Below are 14,682 nucleotides of genomic sequence, written 5' to 3'. Positions count from 1 at the left end.
ACTCATCGACACAGGTGCTGGCGGCACGTCAGGCGGGCCGGCTCATAGAGGAGTTGGTATGAGCGCCGTCCGCTTGCCCGTAAGTATTTCTTCTGCCGCCAGGCGTCCAATGAGTGGGGCAAGAATGACACCCGGATGGCCTCCCGCGATATAGAGGCCAGTCATCTGCGGCAGGAAGCCGACACGCGGCATGCCGTCGGGAAACGTTGGTCGCCCGCCTATGGTGGCGGTTGCCATGGCCGTATCACCGGGTAAGTCGAGCTCGTCTCTTATCACTTCCAGCATTCGCTTGCCGATGGTCGACGGTCCGTTGACGTCCCCGTCGTCCACATAGGACTTGGCAACCATGAGCATATTATTGCCAGCTTGACGAACTTCCAGCTGTGGGCTGCGGAGTATATGGCTGATAAAAGGCGCGCTGCAGAAGTAGCGCAGGAGCAAGGCTGGCGACACCGCGATGCCGGTGTCGATACCCAACTCACCTGTTAGCGTACTGATGCTAGCTCCTGCAGCCAACACCACGACATCGGCTTTGATCACGTCGTCCGCAAACTTGACGCCAGTGACGCGACCGTTGCAGGTTTCCACGGAAGCGACCTTGCCTCCCAATCGCGCCGATGCGCCCGCCGTAACAGCCGCGCTGACGAACACCGCAGCCAGTCGCGCAGGGTCGACCGCCAGATCGCGCGGAGAATAAACGGCAAGCTCGGGCACCCGACGCAAACACGGCTCCATCTCGGCGATGGCACGGCCCTCCAAAAGTGTCACGTCTTCGCCGGCAAGCTTGTGGAGATTCCCGAATTCCTCTGTCTGCTCTGGTGTTGCCTTCCAAAGAAGCGATCCTTTGCGGGCCTCCGCAAGGGCTTCAGGCAAGACGGACTTCAGGCGGCGATACTCCTCGATCGCCTCTCGCCAGAGAATATAAGCACGATCTCCGGGCGTTCCGTTTATGACATTTATCCAGCCGAAAGACTGCCCGGTAACGCCACCGCCTGGCTGGCTTCTCTCATCTATAAGCACGACCTCGCCACCCATCATCGCAAGGTGATAAGTTATGGCAGCGCCTATTATGCCGGCGCCGACTACGATGATGCGTGGCTTGTAAACTGACATGAATTTGAACTCGAAGAAGCGCGGGTTAAAATGTATCGCTAGGCATTAGGCGTGACGGTGGCGTGACGATATGCATGTCGAGACTAACTACCTATCATCCCCTTCCCACCAAAACGCCTGTCACGCGACAAGCTTTTCCAGCCGTACCTTGCCATTCCGCACCGATCGGCATAGCTCTCACCGGACACACGAATCCCGGATCCCGATGCCGCATAAGGTCTCCCTCTCGCGCCTGAAACTCACCGACTTCCGCAACTATGCGGCAGCGGCGCTGGATCTGGACGGGCGGCATGTGGTGCTGACCGGCGATAACGGGGCCGGCAAGACGAACCTGATGGAAGCAGTCTCGCTGCTGTCGCCGGGCCGCGGCCTCAGGCGCGCCGCCTATGGCGATATCACCCGGGTCGGGGCGGCCAATGGCTTCTCCATCTTTGCGGAGATCGAGGGTATGGACGGCAGGGTCGAGATCGGCACCGGCGTCGATACAACGGACGAGACAGCAGTCCGCCGCCTGCGTATCAACGGCACCACGGCCAGAACCGTCGACGAATTGACCGACCACCTGCGTGTCGCCTGGCTGACGCCGGCCATGGATGGACTTTTTACCGGCGGCTCCTCCGACCGCCGGCGTTTTCTCGACCGGCTGGTCCTGTCGCTCGATCCGGCACATGGCCGCAGGGCCACCGATTTCGAGCGCGCCATGCGCAGCCGCAACCGCCTGCTCTCCGAAGGTCGTTTCGACCCTGCCTGGCTTTCCGGCATCGAGCAGCAGATGGCAAGCCTCGGGATTGCGATGGCGATTGCCCGCGAGGAGATGCTCGGACTGCTGTCGGGCCTGATCGACGCCAGCCGCGAGGCGACCCCCTTTCCCTCGGCCTCCCTCACCCTCTCCGGTTTTCTCGATGGCGGGCTTGATGGCCCCGCCGTCGATCTCGAGGACCGCTATGCCGACATGCTGCGCGACAGCCGCTGCCGCGACGCCGGCGCAGGACGAACATTGGATGGGCCGCACCGCGCCGACCTCAAGGTTCGCCATCTCGAAAAAGACATGGACGCCGGGCGCTGCTCGACCGGTGAACAGAAGGCTCTGCTGGTCGGTCTCGTGCTGGCGCATGCCCGACTGGTCGGCAATTTGACAGGCCACGCGCCCGTGTTGCTGCTCGACGAGATTGCCGCCCATCTCGATGAAAACCGCCGGGCGGCGCTGTTCGACCTGATCGACGGTCTCGGCGGCCAGGCCTTCATGACCGGCACCGACCGGGGCATGTTTTCGGCGCTCGGTGAGCGCGCCCAGTTCCTGGGCGTCGATCACGGTGCCGTCCAGCCATGACGCACCGCTTTTGCGCGAGCCGGATGCGAATGATAGGATGATGACATGGAACCCTTGAACCCCGATGAAATCGAGCGCTACCGCCGCCATATCCTGCTGCCCGAGATCGGCGGCGCCGGCCAGCAGAAGCTGAAGGCAGCCCGTATCCTGGTCATCGGCGCCGGTGGCCTCGGGGCGCCGGTGCTGCAATATCTGGCCGCCGCCGGCATCGGCACGCTCGGCATCGCCGACGACGACCGCGTATCGCTGTCGAACCTGCAGCGCCAGGTGATCCACGACACCGGTACCATCGGCGAACTGAAGACGCAAAGTGCCGCTGACGCCATCGCGCGGCTGAACCCCCATATCCGCACCATCCGCTTCGAGGAGCGGTTTGCAGCCGAGACGGCAATGCGGCAACTCGCCGGCTTCGACCTCGTGGTCGACGGCTCCGACAATTTCGATACCCGCTATGCGGCTGCTGACGCCGCACATACCGCCGGCAAGCCGCTCGTTTCCGGTGCCGTCGGCCGCTTCGACGGATCGCTGACCGTGTTGAAGCCCTATGAAACCGGCCCTGACGGCCGTCTCAACCCGACCTACCGCGATTTGTTTCCAGCCCCGCCACCGGAGGGCCTGATCCCCTCCTGCGCCGAGGCCGGCATCATAGGCGCGCTCACCGGCGTCATCGGCACGCTGATGGCGACGGAAGCCATCAAGCTCGTTACTGGCATCGGAGAACCGCTGATCGGCCGGCTGCTGCTCTACGACGCGCTTGCTGCAAGGTTCGACACCATCCGTTATGCAAGGCGCACCAAGCCGGCTAAGGTGGGTGGCACCGCTGGATCATGAGCGGCCTGGAACTGCACCGACTGGACGAAGACTTTACCGGTTGGGACGCCTTGCTGACGCTCATCCAGATCTCATTTGCCGGCATGGAAGGCCGCATCGACCCACCCTCGTCGGCAAAAGCCCTGACAGCCCAGTCATTGCGACAAAAGGCCGGAGCCGAAATCAGTTTTATAGCCATGCAGGAGAAGATCTTAGCCGGCTGTATATTTTGTCGATTGGAACCCGATTGCCTCTACATAGGCAAGCTGGCGGTTCTGCCGACACTGCAGGGCCGAGGTATAGGTCGAAGGCTCATCGAGGCTGCGGAACAGCTCGAGCGGCGCAAAAAACTTCCGGCGCTGCGGCTCGAAACACGTATCGAACTCGTCGAAAATCACGCAACATTTGCCGCCTTGGGTTTTTGCAAGACCGCCGAAAACGCCCATCCCGGCTTCGACCGGACCACCTCGATCGAAATGCGGAAGTCCTTGCTGCCGGCAGGTTAGCCATCGCTAAAGACGAGCGCTTGCCCGCGGATCCTCGGGCCTGACCCGAGGAAACTCAGCGCCCCGGCAACACCCGGTTGGGTGGCCTGTGGCTATCCATGAAGGCGCGGATGTTGATGATCACTTTGTCGCCCATCTCGATGCGGCCCTCGATGGTGGCAGAGCTCATATGCGGCAGGAGCACGACCTTGCCTTCGTTGGCGAGCTTGATCAGCTTCGGGTTGACGGCCGGCTCGTTGGAGAAGACGTCGAGGCCGGCGCCGGCGATCTTGCCGTCGCGCAGGATGTTGATCAGGGCCGGCTCGTCGATGATGTCGCCCCGCGCGGTGTTGACGATGAAGGCGGTTGGTTGCAGCAGCGCCAGCCGTCTTGCCGAGATCAGATGATAGGTGCCTGGTGTCGAGGGGCAGTTGATCGAGATGATATCGACGCGGGCGAGCATCTGGTCGAGGCTGTCCCAGTAGGTCGCCTCCAGCTCGTCCTCGGTCTCCGGGCTGACTTTGCTGCGGTTGTGATAGTGGATCGAAAGGCCGAAGGCCTTGGCACGGCGGGCGACGGCGGTGCCGATGCGGCCCATGCCGACGATACCGATGCGCTTGCCGGAGAGCCTGCGGCCGAGCATCCATGTCGGCGACCAGCCGGCCCATTCGCCGGGCTTGTCAGTCAGCACCCGCGCGCCCTCGGCCAATCGCCGCGGCACGGCGAGGATAAGCGCCATCGTCATGTCGGCAGTATCTTCGGTCAGCACGCCCGGCGTGTTGGTTACGGTGATACCCTTTCGCGCCGCAGCGTCCACGTCGATGTGATCGGTGCCGTTCGAGAAGCCGGCAATAAGTTTCAGCTGCGGGCCCGCCTGTTCGATAAGGGCCGCATCGATCCTGTCGGTCACCGTCGGCACCAGCACATCGGCCGTCTGCATCGCCGCCGCCAGTTCGCTGGCGGTGCGCGGCCGGTCGTCGATGTTGAGCTCGGCGTCGAACAGCTCGCGCATCCGCGTCTCGACCGCGTCGGGAAGTTTGCGCGTCAGATAGACTTTTGGTTTTTTCTTCGTTGTCATGACGCCCTGCGATGCCTTGTTCAGAGGTCCTTAACCAAGACCAGACATAATTTTAACGTTGCGGGCAGTTCTACCAGACCCGCAGTCGAAGACAAACAGAAGTCGCTTTCGGCGTCCACGCATTTGCGGATGGCCGGAACGAAGCGCGCCCGGGCAGCGCGCCAAGGTAATCGAACGGAATTCTGATGCGGAGCACCATGTTCAAATCCTGCACGGCATTGGCACTCGGCCTGATGATGATGGCCGGCTCGACCCAGATCGCCAACGCCCAGGCAGCCAAGGGTGCCAGCGGCTTGCCGCTGCCACGCTTCGTGACGCTGAAGTCGAAGCGCGTCAACCTGCGCATCGGCCCGAGCAGCGATTACGCGGTCTCATGGCTCTATACCCGCGCCGGCCTGCCCGTCGAAATCATCCAGGAATACGACAACTGGCGCCAGGTACGGGATGCCGACGGCACGGAGGGCTGGGTCAACCAGTCGCTGCTGTCAGGCTCGCGCGCCGCGATCGCCGCCCCGTGGATGAAGGGCAAAGGCAAGGAAGTCTACGTCAACATGCGCCGGGATCCGCAGCCGTCGAGTTCCGTTATTGCCAAGCTCGAGCCCGGCGTCGTCCTCGATGTGCGCGAATGCAACGGCACCTGGTGCAAGACGACAACCGATGGAACCGAGGGCTGGGTGGCGCAATCGGAAATCTGGGGCGCCTATACCGGAGAGGCCTTCAAATAAGCCCGGCTTCCTTGGCCAGCTTCGACAGAGACTTGTCAGGCCGGGGGCCGATCTGCTGGATCACAGTACCTGCCGCCAGGCAGCCAAGTTTGCCGCAATCGCGGAGTTCCCGTCCCTGCGTGTAGCCGTAGAGGAAGCCGGAGGCGAACAGATCGCCAGCCCCTGTCGTGTCGACAAGCTCGTCCAGCTCGATGGCGTCGACTTCGTAGCGCTCGCTGCCGCGTAGGATAACAGCCCCGTCTTCGCTCATTGTCACAGCGGCAATCTTGCAATCGCGGGCGATCAGCGTCAGCGCTTCCTCGAAATCCTCTGTCTCGTAGAGGCTGAGTGCCTCCTGACGGTTGGCAAAAACGATATCGACGGTGCCAGAGCGCATCAGCTCGAGAAATTCGTCCCGGTAACGGCCGACGCAGAAGCTGTCGGAGAGGGTCATCGAGACCTCGCGGCCGTTTTCATGGGCGATACGGGCGCATTCGCGGATCGCATCCTTGGCGCGCGGCGGATCCCAGAGATAGCCCTCGAAATAAATGACCTTGGAATCGGCAACGACATCGGCTTCCACGTCCTCGGGTCCGAGCTCGACGCAGGCACCGAGATAGGTGTTCATCGATCGCTCGCCGTCCTCGGTAACGAAAATCATCGAGCGGGCCGTGGGCGGAAACGTCTCTTTCGGTGCGGTCTCGTAGTGGACGCCGAGCGCGCGAATATCGTGGGTAAAGATTTCGCCGAGCTGGTCCTTGGCGACCTTGCCGAAATAGGCAGCCTTGCCGCCGAAATTGGCAATGCCTGCCGCCGTGTTGCCGGCGCTGCCGCCGGAGGCTTCGATGGCCGGTCCCATGCGGGAATAGAGCAATTCGGCACGCTCAGCGTCGATCAGGTTCATCGCCGCCTTGGTGATGGCGTTGTCGATCAGGAACTGGTCGTCGCACCGGGCGATAATATCGACGATGGCATTGCCAACGGTGAGTACATCGAAACGTGTCATCAAAATGGAACCCCGGTCACTGTCTTCGCCGGTGTCCGGTCATATCGGGTTTTGAAAAGTTTGGAAGGTGGAATCGCCACCGCCCGTCCAAGAAATGCCAAGTGGTCACAGAGCCGTCACTTTCGCCGTGTACATATTCATCAGGCGACAGGCATGGACGGTCGGTAGATCGTTAGAGCCTTTATCGCTTGGGGTGAGAAACCCTGGCTTCCATTGAACGCGCTGACCACGGATGTACTGGCAGACGGCGATGGAAGCAGATCGCCGGGATGACCGGCTGCGGAAAAGCGGGCAATGCCCGCTTTTTTTGTGCCTTTTTTCCGGATCGACTAACGAACGCCGGCAGACGTTCGCCGTACCCCGAAGAAGAGCGAAACACCCAGCAGCGTTGCGGCGAGACAGATCAGGCAGACGCAGACGAGGCAAACGCCGATCCATCCGGCAAGCGTCCAGGCCATGCCACCGGCGAATGCGCCGAGTGCACCACCGGAAAACGTCGAAACCATATACATTGTGTTCAACCGGCCGCGGATCTCATGACCGATGGCAAAGATCCGCGTCTGGTTGGCGATCTGGCCGCTCTGCAGGCCGAAATCGAGCAGGTTGACGGCAACGACCAATGCCAGCAGGTGTGTCGTCCCCAGGGTGGCAGCAATCGCGAAACTGGCGAGCAGGGCGCAGAAGGCAAGAGCATTCACCCGCGAGGAACCCCAGCGGTCGGCAAGTCGCCCTCCAATCGGCGCCATCAGCGCACCGGGGGCACCCCACAGCCCGAAAAGGCCGGCAGCGGCGGCTCCGAGGCCGAAGGCAGGGCTCGCGAGATGGAATGCCAGCGTCGCCCAGAATGCCGAAAAAGCGCCGAAAGCCAGGAAATTCATCCCCATCGACAACAGCAGCGGCCGGTGCTTCAACAGCGGCACAAGCGAGGCCAGCAGCTTGCCATAGCTCATTTTCTGCATCGTCTGCGGTCGCTGCGGCATGAAGGCCGGAACGAAGAAGAAAAGAATCAGCGTGAGAACCGCAGCAAGGCCGTACGACGCACGCCAGCTGTCGGTATATCCCGCCACAAGACCGGAGACTGTGCGCGACAACAGGATGCCCATGACCAGGCCGGTGGTCATCGTACCGACGACCCGGCCCCGCTTTTCTGCCGGCACCAGCGAGGTGGCGAGCGGGATCAGCACCTGTGGCACGACGGTGACCAGCGCAAGACAGGCGCTGGCACCGACAAGCACGCCGATACCGGGCGCAAGCGCCGCTCCGAGAAGGCCGATCGCCGTCAGCGCCATCAGCCAGCGCAGCAACCTGCGTGGCTCGGCAATATCGGCGAGCGGCACCAGCAGGAGAATGCCGAACGCGTAGCCGACCTGGGTCGCCACCGCGACCAGCGACGACACATGCTCGGGAACGCCGAAGCTGACGGCGATCTGGCCGAGCAGAGGCTGACAGATATAGATATTGCCGACCATGACGCCACAGGCGGCGGCCATCAGAGGTATGGTGCCGCGATGGATTTCAGGCAACGACTGCGAATTTGGCATCAAAAGACTCACATTGGCATAAGCGCGCAGAACGTCATGCTTCGGCTATCTTGTCGAGGTCGCAGGGTGTGCCGATTATGCAATGCAGCATCCCGCTCGTGGCCGAGGTAAGCGGCGGCCACAGCATTCGAGGTTGGCAACGCGCAATGTATCCGGGTTAGGATGTTCCAGTTCTCCAGCGACGTCTCCGATAGGCCAACCCATTGACCGCCACACCTACTCAATCCTTGCAAGCCGATCCAGTGGCTGTGCTGCACGGACTTCATGTCTTCACCGACGGCTGCGTCGAGCCCGGTTCCGGCGATGGAGGCTGGGCCTATGTCGTGTATCGCGATGGACTCGAGATATCCTCGGGCTGCGGCGGCGTCGCAAAGACCGCCAACAATGCGATGGAAATCATGGCTGTGCTGGAGGCCGTCGCCTGGATCGCGAGCAATGCCGCCGAACAGCCCGTCGTCGTCTGGTCCGATTCGCTCTACGCCGTCAGGGGCTGCAACGCCTTTCGACAGATATGGAAAGGCAACGGCTGGAAAAAGATCGACGCCAACCCGAACGTCCGGCGAAGGACGATCGCCCATGCGGAGCTCTGGAAGGCACTCGATCTAAAGCTGTCGCAAAATGCGCTTATCAGGATCGACTGGTGCAAAGGCCACTTCGGCATAGACGGCAACGAGCGCGCCGACGCGCTTGCCGATCAGGGCCGACGCACGATCCAGTGGCAGGGCAGGCGGACGTGAGGACCCGGCCACGGATGGCCGGGCTTTGTCGCCGGATCAGGCTCAGTTGGTAGCGGGCGCCGGCGCGGCGGCAGCATCCGGCAGCGGTGCCGGCGTATCGGCCAGCGTCCGGAGATAGGCGATGACGTTGGCGCGGTCGGTTTCCTTCGGCAGGCCCGCAAAGCCCATTGCCGTGCCCGGAATGTATTTCTTCGGCGCCGCCAGAAAATGCGTGAGATGGTCGTACGTCCACTTTTCCGAGCTGCCCTTGGAAAAATCCTTGATGGCTGCGGAATAGCCAAAGCCCTCATGCGCGGCGATCGGCCGGTCGACAATGCCGTAAAGGTTCGGCCCGACCTTGTTCGGCCCGCCCTTGCTGCCGTCATGACAGGCCTGACACTTCTTGAAGATGGTTTCGCCAACCTTGGCATCGGCCTTCTGCAACAGCTGGGCAATCGGCGTTTCCGGCGCTGCCGCAGCAGTCTTGCCGCTGGCACCGCCAGCCGGTGCCGTCTCGTCGGCGACAATGATAAAGCCCGGCTTTTCCGGCGGCTCCGAAGCAAACAGCGCGCCGGACACCAGCGACACCGACTTCAACACGAACAACGTCGCCAGAAGCGCACCGAGTCCCATGTTCACGTAGGATGAATTCATCTGCTATGTTCCCCTCCCCGGCAAACCCGCCGGCCCCATCTTGAATTCGGCCGAAACCTGTGTCTTCTGACTGTCCCTTACAAAACTCTCCACCCAGCTCGGAACATCACACTTTTTGACATTTTTCCGACGGGAATAAAAGGCCAACAATGACGTACCTCGATATCGGCAAGACGCTGGTCCTCATCCCCGCCCGTCTGGCGTCTACCCGGCTGCCGGGCAAACCGTTGGCCGACATTGCCGGCTTGCCCATGATCGTACAGGTTGCCATGCGCGCGCGCGAAGCGGCTATCGGTCGCATCGTCGTCGCCGTCGACCATTCCGACACGTTCGACGTCGTAAGAGACGCAGGTTTCGAGGTGGTGATGACCCGCGAGGACCATCAATCCGGCTCCGATCGCATTCACGAGGCGCTGCGCGCTGTCGATCCGGACGGTCGCATCGAGACAATCGTCAATGTCCAGGGCGACCTGCCGACCATCGACCCCGCCACGATCCGCGCTGCCCTGAAGCCGCTCGAAGATACAGCCGTCGATATTGCGACGCTGACGGTGGAAATCCGCGACGAGGAGGAAAAGACCAATCCCAACGTCGTCAAGATCGTCGGCTCGCCGCTGTCGGACAGCCGGCTGAGGGCACTCTATTTTACCCGCGCCACCGCCCCCCATGGCAAGGGGCCGCTCTACCATCACATCGGCCTCTACGCCTATCGCCGCGCGGCGCTCGAGCGCTTCGTGACGCTTGCCCCATCGACGCTGGAAAAACGCGAATCGCTCGAGCAGCTGCGCGCGCTCGAAGCCGGCATGCGCATCGACGCCGAGATCGTTGACACGGTTCCGCTGGGTGTCGATACTCCGGCCGACCTCGAAAAGGCCCGCCGAATGCTCTCCGGCGCCTCTCTCTGACGGATTTTTCATGACAGCCAAGACCAACAAGATTGCCTTTCAGGGCGAATACGGCGCCAATTCCGACATGGCATGCCGCGACATGTTTCCCGACATGCAGCCGCTGCCGTGCCAGACCTTCGAGGATGCGTTCACCGCTGTCGACAATGGCGATGCCGATCTGGCGATGATCCCGATCGAAAACACCATCGCCGGCCGTGTTGCCGACATCCACCACCTGCTGCCGGAATCCAACCTGCACATCATCGGCGAATATTTCATGCCGATCCGCTTCCAGCTGATGGTGCTCCCGGGCGTTACCCGTGACGAGATCCGCACCGTCCACAGCCACATCCATGCGCTCGGACAATGCCGCAAGATCGTTCGGGCCAACGGCTGGAAGCCGGTCATCGCCGGCGACACTGCGGGCGCTGCCAAGCTGGTGCAGGAAACAGGCGACCGCTCGATGGCGGCGCTGGCCCCCCGGCTGGCCGCCGACCTCTACCATCTCGACATCATCGCCGAGAATGTCGAGGATGTCGAAAGCAACACGACACGCTTCGTCGTGCTGGCCCGCGACGAGGCTTGGGCCGAGCGCACATCGAAGGAAGAAAAGATCGTCACGACTTTCGTCTATAATGTCCGCAACATCCCGGCCGCCCTCTACAAGGCGCTCGGCGGTTTCGCCACAAACGGCATCAACATGACCAAGCTCGAGAGCTACCAGCTCGGCGGAAAGTTCGTGGCCACCCAGTTTTACGCCGACATCGAAGGCCATCCGTCGGACCCGAACGTCCGACAGGCGCTGGAGGAACTGCGGTTCTTCTCCGAAAAGGTCCGCATCCTCGGCGTCTACAAAGGCCACCCGACGCGCGGCTCGATGTAGGCATTGCAACTGCCGACCGTCACACAGAAGGAAAACGCCATGGCCACGCCACCCCGCCGCCCGGTCAGCCCGATGGACGCCGCAGAGGCGCTATTCAAACCGACAAAGAAGCCCGTCGCCCCTGCAGTCGAGCGCCCTGCCGTGCCCAACACGAAGGAGATGGTGTCGATCAGGCTCGACAGCGACGTGCTCGCCCACTTCCAGGAAGACGGTCCCGGCTGGCAGGACCGCATCAACGACACGCTGCGTGCAGCCATGCTGGCCAAGGATTAGCATCCGGCCACACTCCATGCCGGGATAACGCGCAGAACGCATGGCTCCTGCAGCAGACCGGCAATTGAATGGACCCTCATGATCACCTTCCAGCCTATGCTTCCCGCAGAGTTCCCCGCATACCTGGATTACTTCATCGCTGACTACGCAGATGAAATTGCTGAGAACTATGCCATGTCTTCGGCCGCTGCGCGGATACGGGCTGAGCGCGAGGTCGCGGCGGAGCTTCCGGCCGGCCCGCAAACCGCAGGCCAGGAATTGCTCTGCATATTCAGCGAGCAGAACCCAGCGCAACCCATTGGCTATCTCTGGTATCGCTCCGACAAAGACCACCAATCGGCTTTTGTCTGCGACTTCTGCATACTTCCAAAGTACCGGGGACAAGGTCGCGGTCACTCTGCTCTGGCTGCCCTGGAAGCGATGATGCGGCAACAGGGATACACGGAGATCAAGCTGCGTGTGGCTGCCGATAACGCGCGCGCTCAACACCTATACGCCGTCGGCGGCTTTCGCGTCACTGGGCTCAATATGTCCAAACGCATCGACGCTGAAGCGATGCCGCAAAAAGCCCTTGCCAACGAGCCCATCATCTGACTTTCCGAATTGAGTGTGCACACACCTGATCCGGTGCATTCCGCGCGCTAAGTAACGATTACCGGCGGCAGGGAAATGCCGCGGAACAGGAGAGTTCCATGAAGATCACCCGCAGCGGTTCGCTTCCATCGGCCAAGGGCCCATCCGATTACTTCACCGGCACGGTGCGCATCGATGCACCGTTCAAGGGCGAAGATCCCGCCCGGATCGGCGGCGCCACCGTCACATTCGAACCCGGCGCACGCACCGCCTGGCACACGCACCCGCTCGGCCAGACCCTGCTCGTGCTCTCCGGCTTCGGCCGTACGCAGCGAGAGGGCGGCCCGATCGAAGAGATCCGCCCCGGCGACATCGTCTGGTTCGCGCCGGGTGAGAAACACTGGCACGGTGCTGCACCTTCAACAGCCATGAGCCATGTCGCCATCGCCGAAGCGCTTGACGGCAAGGTCGTCGATTGGCTCGAGCACGTCACCGACGAGCAGTACGAGGGCTGATAGGATCACGCATCGGTCGCTGCAGGTGATGCTGGCTGACGCTTTGCAGCCTCGCGCCGGCACCACTCGTCGGCAGCACTGCCCATAGTCTGGCCGACAGCCGTCTTAAGCCAGGCCATGAAGGGGCGGTCGAACCTGAATCCGTCGCCACATTGCGCCTGGAAAAATCGACGGACGTTCTGCGTGTTGCGGTAGGATGCCGTCACCGGCGTCGCGCGCGTGATTTCACTGCTATGCCAGTCGAATGCCATTAGCCCCACTCCCCGTCTACCCCTGCACCGCGTTGGTATCCGCAGTCTCATTTACCCGTAATGCACCACGGTTCCATGCACCAAGCTCACGGCAGATCATCAATATGTGAATGGGCATGTTGCAGTGCAATGTGCTAAGTAGTTAGCTTACTACCTATCCACTACGATGAAGGTTGAAAAGCATGTCGGAAGATAAGAGCACACATCTGGTATCCGTTCTCAAGACCATGATCAGAGACCACGGCATGCCGCGGTCCCTGGATGAGATCACCGATCCGGACTTTCGCAGCATGGCAGTCGCGCATATCGATGAATTCGATGAAGCCCGCGATGAATGTGAAAGCGACCTCACCCTGAACTGATGCGGAACTGCGGTGCAGCCTACTGATCCGGTTCGCAAACACGCAGGCGATGGCCATCGGGATCGAGCGCCACGAAGGTCTCTCCGAAATCCATCGTCGTCAACTCCTGCGCAATCGGCATTCCCTGGCTGCACCATTCCCGGTAATGGGCGGCAATGCTGCCCTTGCCCGGCAGGGCAAAGCCGATTTCTCCGCGATTTCCAAGCGCTGAAGGCTGAGGTTCCACAGAACTACGACGCCAGAGCCCGAGCATGAAACCGCTATCGAGCGCAAAGGCGGCATAATTCGGCGAATCCGCTACGGGTTCGCGACCAAGAAGGCCGCGATAGAAAACGACGCTCTCGGCCGGGTCCTTGACGTAGAGAATGATGAGATTGGGATTAGTCATTGTCGCTGCTCCTTGTTGTCGATGGAGCAACGATAGCAGCAACCACTGACAGTTTATGGCAGCAGCGTGGGCAAGGCATCTGAGTTGTTCTTCTATGTTGCGCCACCCGCTTTCGCCTCGCCGAACTCCTCCATGACGGCCTCGATAAAGCTTTTGAGTTTCGGGGTCTGGCGGCGGTCGGGGTGGAAAAGAAGATGCATCGGTCGCGTCTCCGTCCGGTAGTCCGCCAGCACCCTGACGAGACGACCATCGGCCAGCATGTCCCGCGCGTGGTCGTGGGCAATCAGCGCGATGCCGAAACCGCCCACCGCAGCCGAGAGCAACCCCTTTGCATCGTTCACCCGCAAGCGCCCCTGCACCTTCGGTTCATAAACGCTGTCGCTCATCTCGAAACGCCAGTGATAGTTCTCCGGCTGCGACCACAGAGCCTGCCCCAGGCATTCGTGGTGTTCGAGATCGGCAGGATGGGTCGGAGTTCCGCGTTCCCGCAGGTAGTCCGGCGAGGCACAGAGCACGACGCGAAACGGCGCAAGCCTGTACTTGGTGAGGGTCGTGTCCCCGACATGCCCGATGCGGAACACCGCCTCGAAGGACTCCTTGACCGGATCGACATACTTGTCGTCGAGAACCAGATCGATTTCCACGTCGGGGTATCGACGCAGATAGCGGGTTACGAGACCGATCAGGCTCTGTGAGCCGAACGAAACGGGAGCGTTGATGCGCAGGCGCCCCTGCGGCGTGCCCTTGGCCTGCTCCGCAACGGCATCGGCCCAGTCGGCATCCGCCAGCACCAGCTTGCACCGGTCATAGTAGGTCCGACCGATCTCGGTGACGCTTTGCCGCCGGGTGGTGCGATAGAGCAGGCGGGCGCCGAGGCGCGCCTCGAGATAATTGACATGCTTGGCGACCATCTGCTGCGAGATGCCGAGCACGTTGGCGGCAGACGCAAAGGAGCCCATCTCCACCGACGTGACATAGGCATTCATGCTGACGAGACGATCCATTCCCTACTCCTGGTAGTGATTGTTACCATCTTATTGCGATTTATCGCGATGTGAATAGGAATTATGGTGCATTTGTCTCTCCACGAAGGAGACGGGCAATTCGGAGTAT

General features: G+C 61.6%; 19 protein-coding genes. 11 read left to right on the top strand and 8 right to left on the bottom strand.

All coding sequences use genetic code 11. The annotated features are described in order from the left end of the window. Window positions 1-42 precede the first annotated feature (42 nt). On the bottom strand, window positions 43-1,038 hold the full coding sequence (locus tag J5278_RS04160; RefSeq protein WP_247748936.1) for an FAD-binding oxidoreductase: 996 nt from the start codon (window positions 1,036-1,038) through the stop codon (window positions 43-45). Between the two features lie 280 nt (window positions 1,039-1,318). On the opposite strand from J5278_RS04160, the gene recF reads away from it, so the two are divergent. The 3 genes from recF to J5278_RS04145 are packed head-to-tail and all read left to right on the top strand — an operon-like array spanning window position 1,319 to window position 3,759. Next, complete coding sequence (recF, locus tag J5278_RS04155) at window positions 1,319-2,443, top strand: DNA replication/repair protein RecF (RefSeq protein ID WP_209182205.1); 1,125 nt, start codon at window positions 1,319-1,321, stop codon at window positions 2,441-2,443. Window positions 2,444-2,488: 45 nt separating this feature from the next. Continuing rightward, a complete protein-coding gene (locus J5278_RS04150; RefSeq protein WP_142831483.1) occupies window positions 2,489-3,274 on the top strand; it encodes a molybdopterin-synthase adenylyltransferase MoeB in 786 nt (261 codons plus the stop codon). After that, entirely contained in the window at window positions 3,271-3,759 is a 489-nt protein-coding gene (locus J5278_RS04145) for a GNAT family N-acetyltransferase (protein WP_142831484.1), read from the top strand. Before J5278_RS04150 ends, J5278_RS04145 begins: the two co-directional genes overlap by 4 nt. A gap of 55 nt (window positions 3,760-3,814) precedes the next feature. Here the strand turns inward: J5278_RS04145 and J5278_RS04140 are convergent, their stop codons facing one another. Continuing rightward, on the bottom strand, window positions 3,815-4,816 hold the full coding sequence (locus tag J5278_RS04140; protein WP_209182203.1) for a D-glycerate dehydrogenase: 1,002 nt from the start codon (window positions 4,814-4,816) through the stop codon (window positions 3,815-3,817). Window positions 4,817-5,001: 185 nt separating this feature from the next. Here J5278_RS04140 and J5278_RS04135 point away from each other — a divergent pair, with 185 nt between their 5' ends. Then, the gene (locus J5278_RS04135; protein WP_209182201.1) at window positions 5,002-5,541 is read left to right on the top strand and encodes an SH3 domain-containing protein; all 540 of its coding nucleotides are present in this window, start codon (window positions 5,002-5,004) and stop codon (window positions 5,539-5,541) included. Here J5278_RS04135 and J5278_RS04130 read toward each other — a convergent pair. Together J5278_RS04130 and J5278_RS04125 are read right to left on the bottom strand one after the other, a co-directional pair. After that, window positions 5,534-6,526: an adenosine kinase gene (locus J5278_RS04130; RefSeq protein WP_209182199.1), complete on the bottom strand. Its 993-nt coding sequence runs from the start codon at window positions 6,524-6,526 to the stop codon at window positions 5,534-5,536. The genes J5278_RS04135 and J5278_RS04130 overlap by 8 nt on opposite strands. 329 nt (window positions 6,527-6,855) lie before the next feature. Next, window positions 6,856-8,067, bottom strand: coding sequence for an MFS transporter (locus J5278_RS04125; RefSeq protein WP_247748935.1), 1,212 nt, complete (start codon window positions 8,065-8,067; stop codon window positions 6,856-6,858). Window positions 8,068-8,270: 203 nt separating this feature from the next. Here J5278_RS04125 and J5278_RS04120 point away from each other — a divergent pair, with 203 nt between their 5' ends. Then, window positions 8,271-8,804 carry a ribonuclease H gene (locus tag J5278_RS04120; RefSeq protein ID WP_209182198.1) on the top strand — a complete coding sequence of 178 codons (534 nt, stop codon included), beginning with the start codon at window positions 8,271-8,273 and terminating at the stop codon, window positions 8,802-8,804. A gap of 42 nt (window positions 8,805-8,846) precedes the next feature. Here J5278_RS04120 and J5278_RS04115 read toward each other — a convergent pair whose 3' ends face one another. Beyond that, on the bottom strand, window positions 8,847-9,437 hold the full coding sequence (locus tag J5278_RS04115) for a cytochrome c family protein (protein WP_209182196.1): 591 nt from the start codon (window positions 9,435-9,437) through the stop codon (window positions 8,847-8,849). A 149-nt stretch (window positions 9,438-9,586) separates the two neighbouring features. Here J5278_RS04115 and J5278_RS04110 point away from each other — a divergent pair, with 149 nt between their 5' ends. From J5278_RS04110 to J5278_RS04090, 5 genes are all read left to right on the top strand, one after another. Next, window positions 9,587-10,342, top strand: a complete 756-nt coding sequence (locus J5278_RS04110; protein WP_209182194.1) for a 3-deoxy-manno-octulosonate cytidylyltransferase — start codon at window positions 9,587-9,589, stop codon at window positions 10,340-10,342. Between the two features lie 10 nt (window positions 10,343-10,352). After that, a complete protein-coding gene (locus tag J5278_RS04105; RefSeq protein ID WP_209182192.1) occupies window positions 10,353-11,207 on the top strand; it encodes a prephenate dehydratase in 855 nt (284 codons plus the stop codon). Between the two features lie 39 nt (window positions 11,208-11,246). Next, window positions 11,247-11,480: a BrnA antitoxin family protein gene (locus J5278_RS04100; protein WP_142831493.1), complete on the top strand. Its 234-nt coding sequence runs from the start codon at window positions 11,247-11,249 to the stop codon at window positions 11,478-11,480. A 78-nt stretch (window positions 11,481-11,558) separates the two neighbouring features. Continuing rightward, a complete protein-coding gene (locus tag J5278_RS04095) occupies window positions 11,559-12,074 on the top strand; it encodes an N-acetyltransferase (protein WP_247748934.1) in 516 nt (171 codons plus the stop codon). A gap of 98 nt (window positions 12,075-12,172) precedes the next feature. Next, a complete protein-coding gene (locus J5278_RS04090) occupies window positions 12,173-12,568 on the top strand; it encodes a cupin domain-containing protein (RefSeq protein ID WP_209182190.1) in 396 nt (131 codons plus the stop codon). Window positions 12,569-12,573: 5 nt separating this feature from the next. Here the strand turns inward: J5278_RS04090 and J5278_RS04085 are convergent, their stop codons facing one another. Continuing rightward, the gene (locus J5278_RS04085; protein ID WP_247749742.1) at window positions 12,574-12,819 is read right to left on the bottom strand and encodes a DUF6434 domain-containing protein; all 246 of its coding nucleotides are present in this window, start codon (window positions 12,817-12,819) and stop codon (window positions 12,574-12,576) included. Window positions 12,820-13,001: 182 nt separating this feature from the next. On the opposite strand from J5278_RS04085, the gene J5278_RS04080 reads away from it, so the two are divergent. Beyond that, complete coding sequence (locus J5278_RS04080) at window positions 13,002-13,181, top strand: hypothetical protein (protein WP_111220881.1); 180 nt, start codon at window positions 13,002-13,004, stop codon at window positions 13,179-13,181. A 19-nt stretch (window positions 13,182-13,200) separates the two neighbouring features. Here J5278_RS04080 and J5278_RS04075 read toward each other — a convergent pair whose 3' ends face one another. Together J5278_RS04075 and J5278_RS04070 are read right to left on the bottom strand one after the other, a co-directional pair. Continuing rightward, window positions 13,201-13,569: a VOC family protein gene (locus J5278_RS04075; RefSeq protein WP_209182187.1), complete on the bottom strand. Its 369-nt coding sequence runs from the start codon at window positions 13,567-13,569 to the stop codon at window positions 13,201-13,203. A gap of 92 nt (window positions 13,570-13,661) precedes the next feature. Continuing rightward, window positions 13,662-14,573, bottom strand: a complete 912-nt coding sequence (locus J5278_RS04070) for a LysR family transcriptional regulator (RefSeq protein ID WP_209182185.1) — start codon at window positions 14,571-14,573, stop codon at window positions 13,662-13,664. Window positions 14,574-14,682: the final 109 nt, after the last annotated feature.

Source organism: Rhizobium sp. B21/90 (genome assembly GCF_019355815.1).
GTDB classification, from domain to species: Bacteria; Pseudomonadota; Alphaproteobacteria; order Rhizobiales; family Rhizobiaceae; genus Rhizobium; species Rhizobium rhododendri.
The sequence above is the reverse complement of the archived record's forward strand: the minus strand, read 5'-3'. Positions and strand labels throughout refer to the sequence as shown.

Bases quoted from the DNA above. Each gene is read 5' to 3' on its own strand.
- J5278_RS04105 (WP_209182192.1), top strand. From the start codon at position 10,353: ATGACAGCCAAGACCAACAAGATTGCCTTTCAGGGCGAATACGGCGCC.
- recF (WP_209182205.1), top strand. From the start codon at position 1,319: ATGCCGCATAAGGTCTCCCTCTCGCGCCTGAAACTCACCGACTTCCGC.
- J5278_RS04085 (WP_247749742.1), bottom strand. From the start codon at position 12,819: ATGGCATTCGACTGGCATAGCAGTGAAATCACGCGCGCGACGCCGGTG.
- J5278_RS04130 (WP_209182199.1), bottom strand. From the start codon at position 6,526: ATGACACGTTTCGATGTACTCACCGTTGGCAATGCCATCGTCGATATT.
- J5278_RS04135 (WP_209182201.1), top strand. From the start codon at position 5,002: ATGCGGAGCACCATGTTCAAATCCTGCACGGCATTGGCACTCGGCCTG.
- J5278_RS04145 (WP_142831484.1), top strand. From the start codon at position 3,271: ATGAGCGGCCTGGAACTGCACCGACTGGACGAAGACTTTACCGGTTGG.
- J5278_RS04075 (WP_209182187.1), bottom strand. From the start codon at position 13,569: ATGACTAATCCCAATCTCATCATTCTCTACGTCAAGGACCCGGCCGAG.
- J5278_RS04070 (WP_209182185.1), bottom strand. From the start codon at position 14,573: ATGGATCGTCTCGTCAGCATGAATGCCTATGTCACGTCGGTGGAGATG.
- J5278_RS04160 (WP_247748936.1), bottom strand. From the start codon at position 1,038: ATGATGGGTGGCGAGGTCGTGCTTATAGATGAGAGAAGCCAGCCAGGC.
- J5278_RS04100 (WP_142831493.1), top strand. From the start codon at position 11,247: ATGGCCACGCCACCCCGCCGCCCGGTCAGCCCGATGGACGCCGCAGAG.
- J5278_RS04125 (WP_247748935.1), bottom strand. From the start codon at position 8,067: ATGCCAAATTCGCAGTCGTTGCCTGAAATCCATCGCGGCACCATACCT.
- J5278_RS04140 (WP_209182203.1), bottom strand. From the start codon at position 4,816: ATGACAACGAAGAAAAAACCAAAAGTCTATCTGACGCGCAAACTTCCC.
- J5278_RS04080 (WP_111220881.1), top strand. From the start codon at position 13,002: ATGTCGGAAGATAAGAGCACACATCTGGTATCCGTTCTCAAGACCATG.
- J5278_RS04150 (WP_142831483.1), top strand. From the start codon at position 2,489: ATGGAACCCTTGAACCCCGATGAAATCGAGCGCTACCGCCGCCATATC.
- J5278_RS04090 (WP_209182190.1), top strand. From the start codon at position 12,173: ATGAAGATCACCCGCAGCGGTTCGCTTCCATCGGCCAAGGGCCCATCC.
- J5278_RS04115 (WP_209182196.1), bottom strand. From the start codon at position 9,437: ATGAATTCATCCTACGTGAACATGGGACTCGGTGCGCTTCTGGCGACG.
- J5278_RS04095 (WP_247748934.1), top strand. From the start codon at position 11,559: ATGATCACCTTCCAGCCTATGCTTCCCGCAGAGTTCCCCGCATACCTG.
- J5278_RS04110 (WP_209182194.1), top strand. From the start codon at position 9,587: ATGACGTACCTCGATATCGGCAAGACGCTGGTCCTCATCCCCGCCCGT.